Consider the following 15,071-nt stretch of genomic DNA (forward strand, 5'->3'; position numbering starts at 1 on the left):
TCGAGATCGAACGGCGAGACCCTTTTGTTCGTGTCAGAGAACCGTCGACTTCAGGAAGATGACGTTGACGTCGGTCTGGGCCAGCAGACCGTAGCCGCGCGGCCGCAGGATCTTGTCGAACTCTTCGACGCGGCCCTCGTGCTCGCACTGGATGATCGTCGGCTGGAAAACCCTGTCCATCTCGGTGAGCAGTGCCGCATCCAGGCCTTCGACGTCGACCGACAGATAGTCGCAGTACGGGCCGTAATAGGCGCGCATGAAATCGTTGACGTGCATGTTGGTGCAGGTGATCGTCTCGAGGATGCCGTCCGAACCGCCGAGGTTCTTGAAGCGCGAGATGTGATCGGCAGACACCGACGACAGTTCGTTCTTCTCATGAACATGCAGGTCGACGGTGGCGACTGTCGAGGTGCTGACTGCGCAGTTGACCACCGTGTCGCGCGGCCTCTTCGCCTGCAGAACCTGCGCCAGCGCCGGGATCGGCTCGACGAGAACACCCTGTGCGCCGTAGATCTTGTAGAGCAGGTAGGTCGAATTCGTCTGGAACGGATGGTTGGCGCCGATCTCGATATAGCGGACGGTGTCCATCGACCGGCCGGCGCGCGAAAGGTTGGCGCGCAGCACCGCCTCGACGATCAGGTCTTCATTGCATTGCGCGAACGTCTCGTACACATGAGTCGGAATGGGCGCGGCGTCGATCCCATGCGACTGGCATTCCAGCGTGATGAAAGGATTGGGGAAGCCTGCTCTCTGGGCGATCGTCATCGTTGTTTGCGCTCCGGTGCACACGGTCAAGTTTTCGCCGTGCAATGACGAAGAAGATAGGCGTCGAAACTGGTGCGAAGCTATGCAGCGCGCACGTACTGGCGCCGGCGATACAGGCCGACGCAAGTTTAACCGGCTAGCATTCTTGCCATCAATCTGGGGAACGTCCAATGAACGCCGTTGTCGCAATCAGCCCTCCAGCGCCGACGCGCGAGTGGCTTACTTCGAGAACCTTCGACTTCGTCATCGAACCGCACGACATCACGGTTTCCCGGACGTTCCTGTTTCATGCGAGCGGTTCGGTCGCAGGTTACTCGCATCCGAACGAGCGATTCTGGGATATCGACGGCGAGACCGTTCGTATCCTCGATCACAACGGCCGGCCTACCTGCGTGATGAAGACGCGCCTCGCCGAGGGAGGCAGGCTGGAGCTTGCCGGAACCTATTGCGGTCCTCTGCCGAACGAGGGGGATGCGCGGTCCACCCATGTCCTGCGCGAAAACGCTTCGGACGACCACGGCAAGATCCAGAGTTTCGACCTGTTCGATACGCTGGTTGCACGGCGATGCTACGATCCGCTGGAGGTTTTTCGGGCGGTGGAGGTGAAGTCGGGGATCGCGGGCTTTGCCGAGCGCCGTCACCTGGTCGAGATGTCGATCTTCGGGCGGCAGGATTACGGGCTCGACGACATCTACGCATTGCTGGTCGGCGACGGTTTGGTGACCGAGGCCGCCGCCGGCATGTTGCGCATGATGGAACTGGAAGAGGAGTGGGACACGCTCTTTCCGATCCAGGAGGTCGTCGCCTTCGTCAACCCGGGCGACATCATCATTTCCGACATGTACCTGCCCTATGAGTTCGTCCAGCGGATCCTCAAGGAGAAGTGCGGGCTGGAGAACGAGCTCTACCTCAGCAATTACGGGAAGCACCAGCGCAAGATCTGGCCGGATGTGATGGCCAAGCACGCCATCCGCTGCCACTACGGCGACAACCTGCATGCGGACGTCGTCGGCGCCTCGGAAGTCGGCATCCAGCCGATGTATGTGAGCATCTCGAAGTGGAGCGCGACCGAGACGATTCTGCACGAGGCGGGGTTGCCGGCCTATGCGCACGCCGTGCGGCGCCTGAGGCTCGGTATCCATCACCGGGAGCCGCAGATCGCCAACGCCTTGAAGGCGCAGGCCTCGATCAACATCCCGCTGATGATCCTGGGATCGTTGTGGATCAGGCAGCTTGCTGCAACCTTCGAGGCCGACCGGATTCTCACCTGCGCCAGGGACTGCAACCTCTGGCATGAGATGCTTGTGTCCAGCCATTTTGCCCGCACCGGCATGCCGCATGCCCGCTACCTGAAGATATCGCGGACGCTCTGCCACGACGGCACGGAGGAATTCGAGGCCTATCTTCGATCGAACATGGGCGAGCGCAATCTTCTCGTCGACATGGTCGGCACCGGACAATCCCTCAATTTGCTGGTGGACCGTCTTGACCTTCGCGGCCGTTTACGTCCGTGCATCCTCGTCGCCGATCCGGTCGCTGCACGGAACCCCTCCGCGCTGGACTTCCTCCTCCTCAAGGACTTCATGGGGTACCGGCTGTTCATCGAAGCGCTCAACGCCTCGCTCGACGGGTCGGCCGCGGCCGCGGTCTTCGACCAACAGGGCTTGAGGATCGTTACGCAGCCGAACGAGTTCGGCCCCCTGATGCAGCGTATCATCACCCTGTCGCGCAACCTCTTCGGCGAATTCCTCGTCGATCTCGACGGCGTCCTGCCGCCGAAGGAGATGCCCTCGATCGAAACCCTGCAGGCGGCGGCGGAAGGCATCGTGGCGCAATTGCCGGAGCAGGTGATGAAGCTCCAGCCAATCTGGTCTGAGCAGGGAAAGAACCTGGCGCGCACCAACCTGATCGCGGCGGAGTAGGAACTACGGCGAATAGCCGGCGAGGCCCGGCATCGCAGCTTCATCAGAAGGCTCTGGATGGCGCGATGATCGGCCCCAATCGCTGCCCCTTTGTCAGATCGAACGCCCGCCTCGCATAACGGCCCTCAGTGCATGATGTTCGCCAGAAAGCGTCGGGTGCTCTCCTGCTCGGGAGCATCGAAGAATGCCGTCGGCTCGTTGATCTCGATGACCTGACCCGCCTCCATGAAGACGACGCGATCGGCGACCCGGCGGGCAAAGCCCATTTCATGGGTGACGACGATCATCGTCATGCCCTCGTCGGCGAGCGTCACCATGGTGTCGAGCACCTCTTTCACCATCTCAGGATCGAGCGCCGAAGTGGGCTCGTCGAACAGCATGATCTTCGGCGTCATGCAAAGGGCCCTGGCAATCGCCACGCGCTGCTGCTGCCCTCCGGACAACTGGCCGGGATACTTGTCGGCCTGTTCCGGGATGCGCACTTTTCCGAGGAAATGCATGGCCATCTCCTCGGCGTCCCGCCGCCGCTTGCCGCGCGCCAGGATCTGCGGCAGGGCACAGTTTTCCTTGACGGTCAGGTGCGGGAAGAGGTTGAAGTGCTGGAACACCATGCCGACCTCACGGCGGATCGCGTCGAGGTTCTTGACGCTGTCGCCGAGCTTGATGCCGTTGACGGAAATGCTGCCCCGCTGGTGTTCCTCCAGCCGATTGATGCAGCGGATGAGGGTCGACTTGCCCGAGCCCGAGGGGCCGCAGACGACGATGCGCTCTCCCGTCGCGACCGTGAGGTCGATGTTCCTCAGCACGTGAAAGCTGCCGTACCATTTGTCGAGGGCTGCGACTTCAATGGCATTCAGGTCATGGGCGGTCATCGGTAGCTCCGGGATTGCACGCGGATTTCGAGCCAGCGGCTGTAGTTGGATATGCCGAAGCAGATCAGGAAGTAGATCAAGGCGACGAAGACGTAGCTTTCCACATAGGGGGCAGGCCATACGGGATCGGTGGCGGCGACGCGCGCAGCGCTCAGCATGTCGAAGACGCCGACGATCAGGACTAGGCTGGTGTTCTTGACCATCACGATCGCCGTGTTGGTCAGAGGCGGAATGACCTTCTGGAGCGCCTGCGGGAGGACGATGTGCCATACCGCCTTCCAGCCGGGGATGCCCAGGGCCTTGGCGGCTTCGATCTGGCCGGCTGGAACACCCTGCAGGCCGCCGCGGATCACCTCGGCAAGATAGGCGGCGGCAAATACCGTCAGCGCCGCAAGGGTACGGCCCAGCTTGTCGATCGACCAGCCGGCCGGCAGAAGCAGCGGCAGCAGGATGGAGGCCACGAACAGCAGCCCCACCAGCGGCAGGCCGCGCACCAGCTCGATCGTCATCAGGGACAGCAGGCGCGGGATCGGCAGCGAGGAGCGTCTTCCGAGCGCCAGCAAGACCGCGAACGGGAAGCCAAGGCCGAGCGACAGCAAGGCGAGCAGCAGCGTCACCGGCAGGCCGCCCCAGCTTGAGGTCGGCACCAGCGTCATCCCGAGGACGCCGCCCCACATCAGGGTGAGCATGACGGCGACGGATGCGATCCAGGCCAGGATCAGTCTCTGGCCCCAGAGCTTCGGGGACAGGGAGGCAAGGATCATCGCCAGGATCAGGCCCATGACCAGAAGCGGCCGCCACTGCTCGTCCGGCGGATAGACGCCGAAGATGATGAAGCGGAATTTTGCCGCGATGAAGGCCCAGCATGCGCCACCGCTGCGACAGGTGGCAGGATCGTTGGTCGTCCATACCGCGTCGAGGATGGCCCAGTTCAGAGCCGGGATCATCAGGATCAGCAGGACCGCTGTGGTGACGGTGAGAACCGATGCCACCAGGTCACCGAAGAAGAGCTGTAGGATCGGCTTGCGCGGTGGCCTTGGCGGAGCGGGCGGTGCGATGTGGGCAACCGTCGGGGCGATGTCGATCACGGTCATCGTGCCTCCACCAATGCGACATGCGCATTGTACCAGTTCATGAACAGCGACACGGCAATGCTGATGGTCAGGAAGATGCCGAGCAGCAGCGCGATGCTCTCGATCGCCTGGCCGGTCTGGTTGATCACCGTGCCGACGACGAGGCCGAGCTCCGGATATCCGACGGCAAGCGCGAGCGTGGTGTTCTTGACGGTCGAGAGATACTGCGACGTCATCGGGGGAATGATGATCCGCAGCGCCTGCGGGATGATGATCTTGGTGAGCGTCTGCCGCTCCGACAGTCCGATGGCGCGGCCGGCCTCCCATTGTCCGATCGAGACAGCGTCGATGCCGCCGCGGATGATCTCGCCAATGAAGGCGGAGGTGTAGATCACCAGGCCGAGCATGAGGGCCGCAAATTCCGGCGAAAGGCGCAGCCCGCCCGTGAAGTTGAAGCCGCGCATTTCGGGAAAGCTGACGGCGGCACCTGGCTGGAGAAAGAGCACCGCGCCGAGGGCGACGGCCGCCGCCAGCCCCGAAAGCGCCAGGACGGGATGGCGGTCAGGCCAGTGGCCGGTGCCGATGATGCGGGGACGCAGGCGCCAGGCGCCCCAGGTCCCGGCGATGACGAGGCCGACGACGGACCAGGCAAAGGTGTCCAGTTCGACCGCGGGAATGTAGAAGCCTCGCAGTGACAGGAAGACGCCGGGCAGCGGGTTGTAGGCTTCACGCGGTGCCGGCAGCGCCGCGGTCGCAAGCGCGTACCAGAACAGCAGGTGGACGATCAGCGGCATGTTGCGCATGGTGGTGACGAAGACGCCGGCGACGCCCGCGGGCAGCGGATGCTTCGACCGTCGCGCCAGCCCGACCAGCAGGCCGAGCGCCGTCGACAGAAAAATCGCAAGAAAAGATATCACCAGCGTGTTGCCGACGCCCGTCACATAGGCCCACAGGAAGGTATCTGAAGGGTCGTAGGGCAGGACGCTTTCGGAGATCGGAAAATTGGCACGCCGCCAGAGGAAGTCGAAGCCGACCTTGATCCCGCGGGCATCGAGGTTCGTGACGGTGTTGCTCACAAGCCAGGTGAGGAGGGCGGCAAAGCCGCCCAGCAGAAGGATCTGCCCACCCCAGCTTCTGAACCGTCTGTTGTCGAGAACAGCGGAGATCATGATCGGCTCCAGACCTATTGCAAGGCCATCGGGAACATCAGCCCACCATCGGAAAACAGCCTGTTGGGACCGCGCTCGATCTTGAGCGCACTGCCGGCACCCAGATTGCGGTCGAACATCTCGCCGTAGTTACCAAGCTGCTTGACGATGTTGTAGGCAAACTTGTCGTCGAGCCCGAGCGCCTTGCCGTTGCCGGGTTCGACGCCGAGGAAGCGCTTCACCCGCGGGTCGTCCGAGGTCATCATCCCGTCGATATTGGCCTGCGTGATGCCGTAGAGCTCCGCATTGAGCAGCGCCTGGATCGACCAGTTCACGATGTCCATCCAGTTGTCGTCGCCGTGGCGCACGGCCGGCGTCAGGGCATCCATATACTTGGTGGCCGGGAAAATGATGTAGTCGTCGGGCTTGTCCGACTGCGTGGCGCGAACGGAAGCAAGGGCCGCTGCATCGGTGATGAGGGCGTCGCAGCGACCGGAGAAGAAGGCCTGGCGGGTTGCGGCGACGTTGTCGAACACAACGGGATTGAGCTTCAGGTTCAGCTTGCTTGAGACGTCGTTGACGACGACCTCGGTGGTGGAGCCCGTCTGAACGCAGACGGACGCGCCCGTCATCTCCTCAACCTTGGTGACGCCGGAGGCCTTGGCGACCATAAACCCGGTAAACTCATAATAGGTCGGCGTGGTGAAATTGATGCCGTTCGCGTCGCGCTGCAGTGTCCATGTGAGGGTGCGGGGCAAAATGTCGATTTCGCCGGTCTGCAGAGCCGGAATGCGCTGCTGACCGCTCAAGGGGACGAACTCCACCTTGTCCTTGTCACCAAAGACGGCCACCGCAACGGCACGGCAGGTTTCGACATCGAGGCCGGTCCAGTGGCCCTTGTCGTCTGGCGAACCGAAGCCGACAGTACCCTGACTTGCGCCGCAGACGATGCGACCTCTCTCCTTCACCTTGTCGAGCGTTGGTCCTGCATGTGCCCCAGTGGCAGTCAGCGCGGCGGCCAGCGCCGCAAGGCCGAATTTCCAGTTCTTCATGTTCGTCGTTCCCTTTGTTATTGATTGTTTGGTGGTGTCGTTCAGGCAGTCTTCGCCACGGCGGGCGCTGTCGCGATCGCCTCGACGATCGGCTCGAGGTCGGCCCAGAGATCGTCTTCATCCTCCAGACCGACATTGATCCTCAGGATCGTGCCGGCATGGGCATCAGGGTCGGTCACGCGGGTGATGGTCATGGGCGCAAGCAGGCTGTGGGTGCCGCCCCAGGAGGCGCCGATCGAGAAGGTCTGCGCCGCCGTCAAAAGGTCGGGGAGGGCGGCCTCCGCGTGCGGGGGGATGACCAGGCTGAAGACGCCGCTCGCACCGGCAAAGTCGCGCTGGAAGAATGCGTGGCCGGCGGCTCCGGGGAGGGCGGGGTGCAGCACCAGTTCCGGCGCAACGCGATCCGCAATCTTCCTGGCGAAGTCCAAGGCGACCCGACCGGAATGGGCCATGCGGACGCCCATGGTTTCCATGCCGCGAAGCGCCAGCGCGCAGTCGTCCGGCGAAACCCCCATGCCGATCATCCGCATGGTGTCCTTCAGCTTCTTGTGGAGCGTGATGTCCTTGACCGCGATCGATCCCATCAACAGGTCGGAATGGCCGCCGACATATTTCGTCAGCGCCATCGACGAGAAGTCCATGTCGTTGGCCAGCGGCTTGAAATAGAGCGGCGTTGCCCAGGTGTTGTCGCAGCCGGTCAGGACGCCGCGCGCTTTTGCAGCCGCGACGATGGCGGGGATATCTTGGATCTCCATGGTCGTGGAGCCGGGCGATTCCGTCCAGATCAGCTTGACGGTCTCGTCGATGAGGCTGGCGATGCCCGAGCCGATCATCGGATCATAGATGCGGTAGGAGATGCCGCGCGGCTTCAGGTAGTTTTCGCAGAAGCCGGCGACCGGCGGGTAGGCGCTGTCGGGGATGAGGACCGTGTCGCCGGGCATCAGCACCGACAGAAAGACAACCGTGATGGCGGCTTGGCCGGATGGCACCAGGACCGTTCGAAGTCCCTGTTCCAAAGCGGTAATCGAGGCCTCGAGCGTGCGGGACGTCGGCGTGCCGTGAAGTCCGTAGGTGTAGCCGTCCGGGCCGCGCTTGGAACGATTGGCATAGGCTTCCGCACTGTCGAAGACGATGGTGGAGGCCCGATAGGTGGCGGTGGCGAGGCTGGCGAAGCCTGCATGGGAGACTTCAGGTCGTTTAACGCAGAGCGTCCGGTCGCGCATGGTATTCCCTCATTCGATTTCGAGAGAAAACCTGTCATGGCCATGGTAGAAGGACAATTGACCAGAACGTCTAGGTCCATGCGTAAACCTGATAGGACATGGCATTGAACTTCCGACAGATCGAAGCCTTCAGGGCCATCATCATCTCGGGAACGGCGTCAAGGGCAGCGGAACTGATGGGCGTCACGCAACCCGCTGTCAGCCGGCTCATCGGAGAGCTGGAAGCGACTGTCGGTTTTCCGCTTTTCGATCGCGTGAAGGGCAGGCTGGTTCCGACGCCCGAAGCCGATATCTTCTACCGCGACGTGGAGACGAGCTTCCGCGGTCTCGACAGGTTGCGTTCGTCGGCCGCGCGTATCCGCGACTTCGGCTCCGGGCACATCCGCGTCGCAAGCCTCGCCGCCGCAGGCTCGACGATCGTCCCGCGCGCCGTACGCCGCTTCAGGGAGAGCTTCCCGTCGGCGATCATAACGCTCAGCATCATGACATCGGCCGCCGTGCGCAACCATGTCGTTGATGGAGAATACGACCTGGGACTGGCTGCCGATGAGGTCGATCTTTCCGGCGTCGAGCATCAGGTGTTTGGCAGCTTCCCAGCGCTCTGCGCCATTCCGCCCGGCCACCCGCTTGCGGCGAAGAAGATCATCGGCCCCGCCGATTTCGATGGCGTGGATTATGTGGCGCTGTCTCCAGAGGATCGGGCGCGGCTGAAATTCGACGCGCTCTGCCGTGAGGCAGGCGCAAGACCCAATCTCGTCATCGAGACGCCGTTCGCCATCACCGCCTGCGCATTGTCGCTCGAAGGTGTCGGGGTCGGGATCGTCAACCCGCTGTCGATCGATGGATTTTCAGAGCGCGGCCTGGTTTTTCGGCCCTTCGAGCCGGCCGTCTACTTCAAGAGCTATCTTCTGTTCAGGCCTGACGTCCAGAAGGCCCGGCTCGTGCGGGCTTTCGTCGCGGCCCTCTTCGAGGTGCGCAACACGCGCCACCGGGTGGCCGTTGCATGAGCGTTCCAGCAGGCCGGCACACGAACAAGCGGAACGCCGAAGGTATTCATGCTTTTCGACCAATGAATGCACCCCGTCTCCAGCAGATGGAGCGGTGCCTTGAGCCCATCGTCCGCAGCCGACCGAGGATCGTATAGACCCTCAGCGGCTGCCGCACGACTGCAGCACGGACAGCACCAGCTTCTGGTTCCTCGTCAGCTTCAGATCGTCCGCGTGGGCTGCGTGCTGCATCATCGTTGCCTGGGCCGACTGCGGGTCCGGACCCGCCACAGCAGTTCCGGACCCGCGTTTACGTCAATGCGAGGCGCCAGAGCCGCCGACGGCGACGATTGAGAAAGGCTGTCCTTCGACAGCGATGGTGCGGACCTCTGCCAGAGTGTCGGCATCGAAGACCCGAACCAGCGAATGACGCGGGTCGGTGATGGCGATGTCACCATCGGCAACGGCGAGACGCGGGCGCGGATCACGCCAGTGGCCGTCCTTGCTGTACGGCTCCGTGACCCTGGTCTTGCGGACGATCTTGCCGTTGATGACGTCAAGCACGTGCAGGTCGCCATCCTCTGTCAGGATGTAGGCGTTGCGCGGGTTCGCCGGGTCGAGCTGGAAATCGACGCGGCGCGTCGGCAGCTCGATGAGCTTGAAGTGCTCGTCGCTGTCCGGATCGATCAGCACAACCTTGTCCTCGCCGTAGTTGCCAAGGAAGAACTGCATGGCCTTGCCGCCGAGCAACGTTCCGGTTGACGCCTTCGGCAGGTCGGCGGGATAGGCGAGCATCTCCAGCTTTGGCCCGTCGGTCCCGCCGGGACGGGCAATCAGAACGCCCTCCTTGCAGCCGAAGGCGACAAGCCGCGCCGAGGTGGCTTCGCCGTGAAGATCGGTGCATGTCGCCATGTCACCAACCTGTTCGCCCTTCTCGTCAATCACCCGCAATCCGACGCGCGGCGGCAACTCGTCCGGCCTGGTCTCAGTTTCGGTGTTCGGAACGGAAACCAGCACATGGCGGCCCATCGTCACGGCGACGCCATGATGCGGCTTCGTCGTGTCGACCGTCCTCACTTCAGCCTTGCCTTCGAGCAATGCCGCTTCGTCGATGATGTCGGCCTTGCCGCCGCGATCGTAGAAGAGGATGGCATGGTCGTCGTGCGGGACGACGTGGAACGGCCGCTTGCCTTCGAACGTCACCGGCAGCAGTCCGACGTCCGACACCTTGAGATCGCGGTGATCACCGTGGTCGGAGAGGTTGATGCCGGTCTTGAGGATGTGGACGATGTCGTGGTCCGACTGCGTGGCAAACACGGTCTGGCCCGAGGCACTGGCGGTCAGGGCCGCCGCGCCCTTCACGTCGTACCGACCCAGCTCCTTGCCCGTTTCGAAATCGAAGGCGCGGACCACGGGGTTGGTGTGGTCGGCGACGAAGAGGTGCCATGCCTCCTTGCTCACGTGATCATCCTCGGCGGCCGCGCCAGCTGCGGCCAAAACCATGCTGACGGCGACTGCGGCGAGCAGACGGTTTCGGGCGAGAGACAGTCTCATGGAGTACCTTTCTTCATGTTGAGATCTGAGTGCGGCGAGTGGACCTACTCGGCCGCCTGTCGAACAGCGCGGCATTTCCGGAAGCCGTCGCTGATGATGTCCCGGGGCAGATTGCGTCCGATGAAGACGAGCCGCGTGACACGGGCCTCATTCTTCTTTCAGGCGCGCTGGTGGTCGCCTTCGAGAAGCATGTGGACGGCCTGGACGACGAAGCGCTCTTCGTCTCCGGCGAAGGAGATGATCCCCTTCATCCGCAGCAGGTCGAGGCCGAAATCCTGAACCGTCTCCTGCATCCCGTCGACGGCACCTGGCATTTCGCCCACGGCACGCCGATGTTCGGCAGCATTCTCGCCATCGTCGCCGGCGGAAAAACCATTGCCGGCATCATCCATTACCCGGTCCTCGGGGATTTCCTCGTGGCCCGGCCGGGCCAGGGTGCATGGCACGTCGCGGCCGATGGAGGAGCAACGCGGCTTGCTGTAGCGGCGCCGATGCCGATCGACGAAATGCATGGTTTCATCCCGTTGCACATGTTCAAGCCGGAACGACGCGCCGAACTGGCGCCGCGCGTCCTGAAGTTCCTGCGTGTCACGACATGGCGCTGTTCGGCCTGGGAATATCGGATGCTGGCGACGGGTGCGATGAGCTTCGGTCTCAACGAAAGCCTGAAGCCCTGGGATCATGCCGCCGGAGTGCTGATCCACACGGAAGCGGGTGGTTATGCATCAACGCTGACCGGCGACGCCTACAGACCGACCCTTGAGAATGGCCATCTGTTGGTTGCGCCAGATAGAACGTCCTGGAAAGCCGTTCAGGAAGCGCTCTCCGTCGATTGAGACCGTGGCCTGATCGAAGTCAACGAGGATCCTCGTGGGGTTCAGAAAGTCATTCCTTGGCCGGCGCGCGCCTTCTTGCACGCAGCCACGGGATTACTACGGCGGCCAGGGTTGCTATCATGGCGAGACCGCAAAGCACGGCCTTCGACGTCGTGTTCATGGTCCCCTCGATCAGCATTGCGTGGACTGAGCCGCCAACCACGACGAGACTGACGAGGCTTGTGTGGCCGACGCGCCAGGAACTCGGCGAAAGGCGACGCCGCAGCAAAGACAGTAGCGCGGCCGCAAACAGCGCCCACATGGCGGCGACCCCCCACACGGAAAACGGAGTCGGTGAGCGCAACAGGAGCGCGTCGATGATGTCGGGAGGGCTGGTGATCCACAGGCCAGCGACGTGGACGACAACGGCCGCGACCAAGACCACGCCTACTCTTTGGTGAACGCGGCGGCTCCGAATGAGATGCAGACCGGGCAGCCAGCCGAGCGCGAGCAGGGGCTGCACCAGCAGGAGGCACAGAGCAAAGACGCCCGCAAAGCCGGAGGCTATATAGACCGGGTCGCGCCAGGCCAGATATTCGCTCGTCGCGGCGTGGCTGAGCGGCAAGACGAGCGCCAGCGCGAGGCCGATCCAGATCAGCAATGCGCGGGCCATGCGCATCAAGTCGGGTCAGACCGGCTGCAGGATGAAATGCGCCTCCAGGCTCGTCACCTTCGGACTTGGCAGCAAGGGGCGGAGGAACACGGTGTCGTATTCACCGCTGTCATAGGCGAGGTGCGCATGTGCTTGACCGAGTGCCGGCACTATCTGCGGCATTTCGAGCCGGAACGCGCCATTGGCGTCGGTCAGCGTTGCGCCGTGGCTGCGCAAGTCGCGTTCACTGCCTTCGGTCGTATGGGCCCAGATCTGAATGCGCTGGCCCGGCAGCGGCGCACCGTCTCCAGCGCGGCGCACTGTGCCCGACATCCAGAAGCCGCCGCTGCCGATACGCTCGACGATCTTGGCGCCGGGCATGTAGTTGTTGGCGCCGCCGCGCATCGTCGGCGTCGCGGCGAGATCTGCGGCGCGTGCTGGCATCGCAAGGCCTGTATACCCGGCGAGCGCGAAGGCGCCGCCCGCGACAAGCAATGCTCGGCGTTCGAATTCGATGTCAGACATACTGATCTCCTTCTCGAGTTCAGCGATGAACTGCGTTCAAACCTACCGCTTTTTCGGCTGGCGACCAATCGTGGCGGCGAACACAACACGGCACGGTTTCGTGATGGGAGGGCGGCCGCGCTCGCGTCCCGAGGCGCGTTCAACGAGGCAGGGCTGCGGGGAAATGGCGCGCTGGCATGGAACCGAAACCTGCAAAGCGAATTGACAGCATGTTGTCCAATAGACGTGAGGTTGTCATGATCTCTCCAGACGCACAGAGAAATGTCCGCCAGCTCGTGCTCGCCGTCTTCGAGACGAACGGCCGGCTGGTGGACGCGGGCAATGCGCTCTTCCAGCCACTGGGGCTGACCACCGCTTGGTGGCAGGTGCTTGGCGCGCTCGGCTACTCGCCGGTGCCGCTGCCCGTTGCCCACATCGCCCGCAACATGGGGCTGACCCGGCAGGCAGTTCAGCGTGTCGCCGACCTGCTCGTCGAACGGGGCTTTGTCCGGTTTGAAGCCAACCCGCATCATCGGCGCGCAAAGCTTGTCGTCCTGACCCCTGCGGGCCGCGCAGCACTCAGCCAGACTGAAGCCGCAGTGCTTCCGCTCGATAGCCGGATCCTCGATCGGATCGGCAGCGAGCGTCTCGCCGCCGCCATCGCGCTTCTGAGGGACCTGAACGACGTCATCGACGAAACCTTCAGCGCGGCAGACGCCGACCCGTCCAGTCCACAGAAAGAGGAACGACATGACCATGGCACCCAAGCCTGACGGCTTCGATACCGACGTCATCATCATCGGCGCCGGACCGATCGGCCTCACCACAGCCTGTGCCCTTGCCCATCACGGCATTGCATTTCGTCTATTCGAGCAGAGGCGTCACCCGAAGCCGCACTCTCGTGCCAACAATCTGTGGGCACGACCGCAGGAGTTGCTGGCGAGCATCGGCGTCCGCGACGCACTTGCGGAGAAGTCCTATCGCATCACGCAGGTAAACACGCTTCTGAACGGACGCCCGGTGAACCCGGTCAAGATCGCCGACGTGAAAAGCCCTTACGGACCTGTTCTCTACAGCGGTCAGGATGTGATCGAGACCGCGCTATCGCAACAGATCGAAGATGCAGGGGGCAAGGTTGAGCGCGGCCGCAAGGTCGTTGCCTTCGAGCAGGATGCGGAGGGCGTTCTGGTGACGATCGCGACCGTCAGCGACGATGATGACCATCATCTGGAAGGGGCGACCGAGCGACTGCGATGCCGCTACCTCATCGGCGCCGATGGCCATGCGGGCTTTGTGCGGAAGGAGCTGGGGCTCGATTTCGAGCTCGAGAAACTGCCTCACGTGATCAACCGGCAGCTCGATGCCAAGCTGAGCTGGCGCCGCTCGACAGACTTCGACCATTTGTGGTTCTTCTACTACCACCGCGGCTTTTGCGGCGTGCTGCCGGTCTGGGAAGGCTATCATCGTCTATTCTTCCTGTCCGACGACACGGGTATTCCCGACCGTGACCCGACGCTCGAAGAGATGCAGGCGATCGCGCGGGAGGTGACAGGAGATCCGTCTCTGACCATCACCGACCCGATCTGGCTGACCCACAGCCGATTCCAGCATGGCGCTGCAGAGCATTACTCCAAGGGCCGGGTGTTCCTCGTCGGCGACGCCGGCCACGAGTCGCTGCCGGCCGGCGGGCAGGGCATGAATTCCGGCCTCCACGATGCAGTGGGCATCGCCTGGCGGCTGGCCATGGCGCTGAACGGCCGCGGTGCGCCGATCCTACTGGATTCCTACGGTGCCGAACGTGGTGGCGAGCATCGTCGGCTCGACGGACAGCAGGTCCGCGGCTTCGAGAACAGCGTGTATCGCGGAACCATCAAGGACGCGGCCTTTGATCTCGCCGCGCGCTTCCTGCCGGACATCGGCGCGCTGATCCAGGGCAGCGACGATCTCCAACAATTGTCCGTGGCCTATCCGGAGAGCCCGCTGAACGAGGATCATCTGACCGGTCTTGCAGATCTGGTCGGGCAGGTCGCGCCGAAGGCGGGTGATCGGGCGCCGGATGCCAAGCTCATTGCGCCGGATGGAACCTCGACGACCTTGTTCGACCATCTCTACAATCCCGACGGCCAAAGTTGGGGCTGGACGCTTCTCGCCTTCGACGGGCGAGACGCCGATGCCATCAGCGCACTGCGGGCTGCCCGCATAGAGGTGAAGGATTGGCCCTTCGTGCGCCCCAGGTTGGTTCTCGGAGCGGCTGTAGCTTCCGAACACGACCCGGTTTCTCTGTCGGACCTCGATAACGAAGCACACTCCGCCTACGGCCTCAGCGCTGCCGCGCTGGTTCTCATCCGGCCGGACGGGCACATAGCTTATCGCGGGACTGCAGATCGGCCCGACAGCTTGCGTGCATATTGCGAGAAGACGTTCGGCTCGGCGGCTGCATCGGTGTGATTCTGGGAGCAGCGGAACTGCGAGGTGAAGGAGGGCGCCGGCTCTGGGACGGCGCCC

At 63.2% G+C, this 15,071-nt stretch carries 15 protein-coding genes and 1 pseudogene; 5 read left to right on the forward strand and 11 right to left on the reverse strand.

The genetic code is table 11. From position 1 onward, the window contains the following. Positions 1-33 precede the first annotated feature (33 nt). Positions 34-765 (reverse strand): FkbM family methyltransferase, encoded by a 732-nt coding sequence (locus tag ACR65N_RS20255; RefSeq protein WP_430307859.1) that lies wholly within the window; start codon positions 763-765, stop codon positions 34-36. 170 nt (positions 766-935) lie between these two features. Here ACR65N_RS20255 and ACR65N_RS20260 point away from each other — a divergent pair, with 170 nt between their 5' ends. After that, positions 936-2,687, forward strand: a complete 1,752-nt coding sequence (locus tag ACR65N_RS20260) for a hypothetical protein (RefSeq protein ID WP_440458470.1) — start codon at positions 936-938, stop codon at positions 2,685-2,687. A gap of 125 nt (positions 2,688-2,812) precedes the next feature. Here the strand turns inward: ACR65N_RS20260 and ACR65N_RS20265 are convergent, their stop codons facing one another. Genes ACR65N_RS20265 through ACR65N_RS20285 form a run of 5 tightly spaced genes read right to left on the reverse strand, consistent with a single transcriptional unit; the run spans position 2,813 to position 8,055 of the window. After that, on the reverse strand, positions 2,813-3,559 hold the full coding sequence (locus ACR65N_RS20265) for an amino acid ABC transporter ATP-binding protein (protein ID WP_440458471.1): 747 nt from the start codon (positions 3,557-3,559) through the stop codon (positions 2,813-2,815). After that, positions 3,556-4,653, reverse strand: a complete 1,098-nt coding sequence (locus ACR65N_RS20270) for an amino acid ABC transporter permease (protein ID WP_440458472.1) — start codon at positions 4,651-4,653, stop codon at positions 3,556-3,558. Before ACR65N_RS20270 ends, ACR65N_RS20265 begins: the two co-directional genes overlap by 4 nt. Then, complete coding sequence (locus ACR65N_RS20275; protein ID WP_440458473.1) at positions 4,650-5,801, reverse strand: amino acid ABC transporter permease; 1,152 nt, start codon at positions 5,799-5,801, stop codon at positions 4,650-4,652. Before ACR65N_RS20275 ends, ACR65N_RS20270 begins: the two co-directional genes overlap by 4 nt. Before the next feature lie 14 nt (positions 5,802-5,815). After that, entirely contained in the window at positions 5,816-6,832 is a 1,017-nt protein-coding gene (locus tag ACR65N_RS20280; protein WP_440458474.1) for an amino acid ABC transporter substrate-binding protein, read from the reverse strand. 41 nt (positions 6,833-6,873) lie between these two features. Beyond that, positions 6,874-8,055, reverse strand: coding sequence for a trans-sulfuration enzyme family protein (locus tag ACR65N_RS20285; protein WP_440458475.1), 1,182 nt, complete (start codon positions 8,053-8,055; stop codon positions 6,874-6,876). A 98-nt stretch (positions 8,056-8,153) separates the two neighbouring features. Between ACR65N_RS20285 and ACR65N_RS20290 the strand changes: the two genes are divergently transcribed. After that, a complete protein-coding gene (locus ACR65N_RS20290) occupies positions 8,154-9,062 on the forward strand; it encodes a LysR substrate-binding domain-containing protein (RefSeq protein ID WP_440458476.1) in 909 nt (302 codons plus the stop codon). A gap of 141 nt (positions 9,063-9,203) precedes the next feature. On the opposite strand, the gene ACR65N_RS20295 is transcribed toward ACR65N_RS20290, so the two are convergent. The 3 genes and pseudogenes from ACR65N_RS20295 to ACR65N_RS20305 all read right to left on the reverse strand — a co-directional run. Continuing rightward, positions 9,204-9,332 carry a hypothetical protein gene (locus ACR65N_RS20295; RefSeq protein WP_440458477.1) on the reverse strand — a complete coding sequence of 43 codons (129 nt, stop codon included), beginning with the start codon at positions 9,330-9,332 and terminating at the stop codon, positions 9,204-9,206. A 24-nt stretch (positions 9,333-9,356) separates the two neighbouring features. Further along, positions 9,357-10,595 (reverse strand): zinc metallochaperone AztD, encoded by a 1,239-nt coding sequence (aztD, locus tag ACR65N_RS20300; RefSeq protein ID WP_440458478.1) that lies wholly within the window; start codon positions 10,593-10,595, stop codon positions 9,357-9,359. A gap of 44 nt (positions 10,596-10,639) precedes the next feature. Next, positions 10,640-10,879 (reverse strand): annotated as a pseudogene (locus ACR65N_RS20305) (CobW C-terminal domain-containing protein); the annotation flags it as partial. Positions 10,880-10,927: 48 nt separating this feature from the next. Here ACR65N_RS20305 and ACR65N_RS20310 point away from each other — a divergent pair. Further along, a complete protein-coding gene (locus ACR65N_RS20310; protein WP_440458479.1) occupies positions 10,928-11,431 on the forward strand; it encodes an inositol monophosphatase family protein in 504 nt (167 codons plus the stop codon). Between the two features lie 49 nt (positions 11,432-11,480). On the opposite strand, the gene ACR65N_RS20315 is transcribed toward ACR65N_RS20310, so the two are convergent. After that, the gene (locus ACR65N_RS20315) at positions 11,481-12,089 is read right to left on the reverse strand and encodes a ferric reductase-like transmembrane domain-containing protein (protein WP_440458480.1); all 609 of its coding nucleotides are present in this window, start codon (positions 12,087-12,089) and stop codon (positions 11,481-11,483) included. Between the two features lie 9 nt (positions 12,090-12,098). Continuing rightward, the gene (locus ACR65N_RS20320; RefSeq protein WP_440458481.1) at positions 12,099-12,587 is read right to left on the reverse strand and encodes a peptidase associated/transthyretin-like domain-containing protein; all 489 of its coding nucleotides are present in this window, start codon (positions 12,585-12,587) and stop codon (positions 12,099-12,101) included. A gap of 236 nt (positions 12,588-12,823) precedes the next feature. Here ACR65N_RS20320 and ACR65N_RS20325 point away from each other — a divergent pair, with 236 nt between their 5' ends. Together ACR65N_RS20325 and ACR65N_RS20330 are read left to right on the forward strand one after the other, a co-directional pair. Next, positions 12,824-13,339 (forward strand): MarR family winged helix-turn-helix transcriptional regulator, encoded by a 516-nt coding sequence (locus tag ACR65N_RS20325; RefSeq protein WP_440458482.1) that lies wholly within the window; start codon positions 12,824-12,826, stop codon positions 13,337-13,339. Beyond that, entirely contained in the window at positions 13,317-15,014 is a 1,698-nt protein-coding gene (locus ACR65N_RS20330; protein WP_440458483.1) for an FAD-dependent monooxygenase, read from the forward strand. Before ACR65N_RS20325 ends, ACR65N_RS20330 begins: the two co-directional genes overlap by 23 nt. The last annotated feature ends 57 nt before the right edge of the window (positions 15,015-15,071 follow it).

Source organism: Rhizobium sp. SAFR-030, from assembly GCF_059415005.1.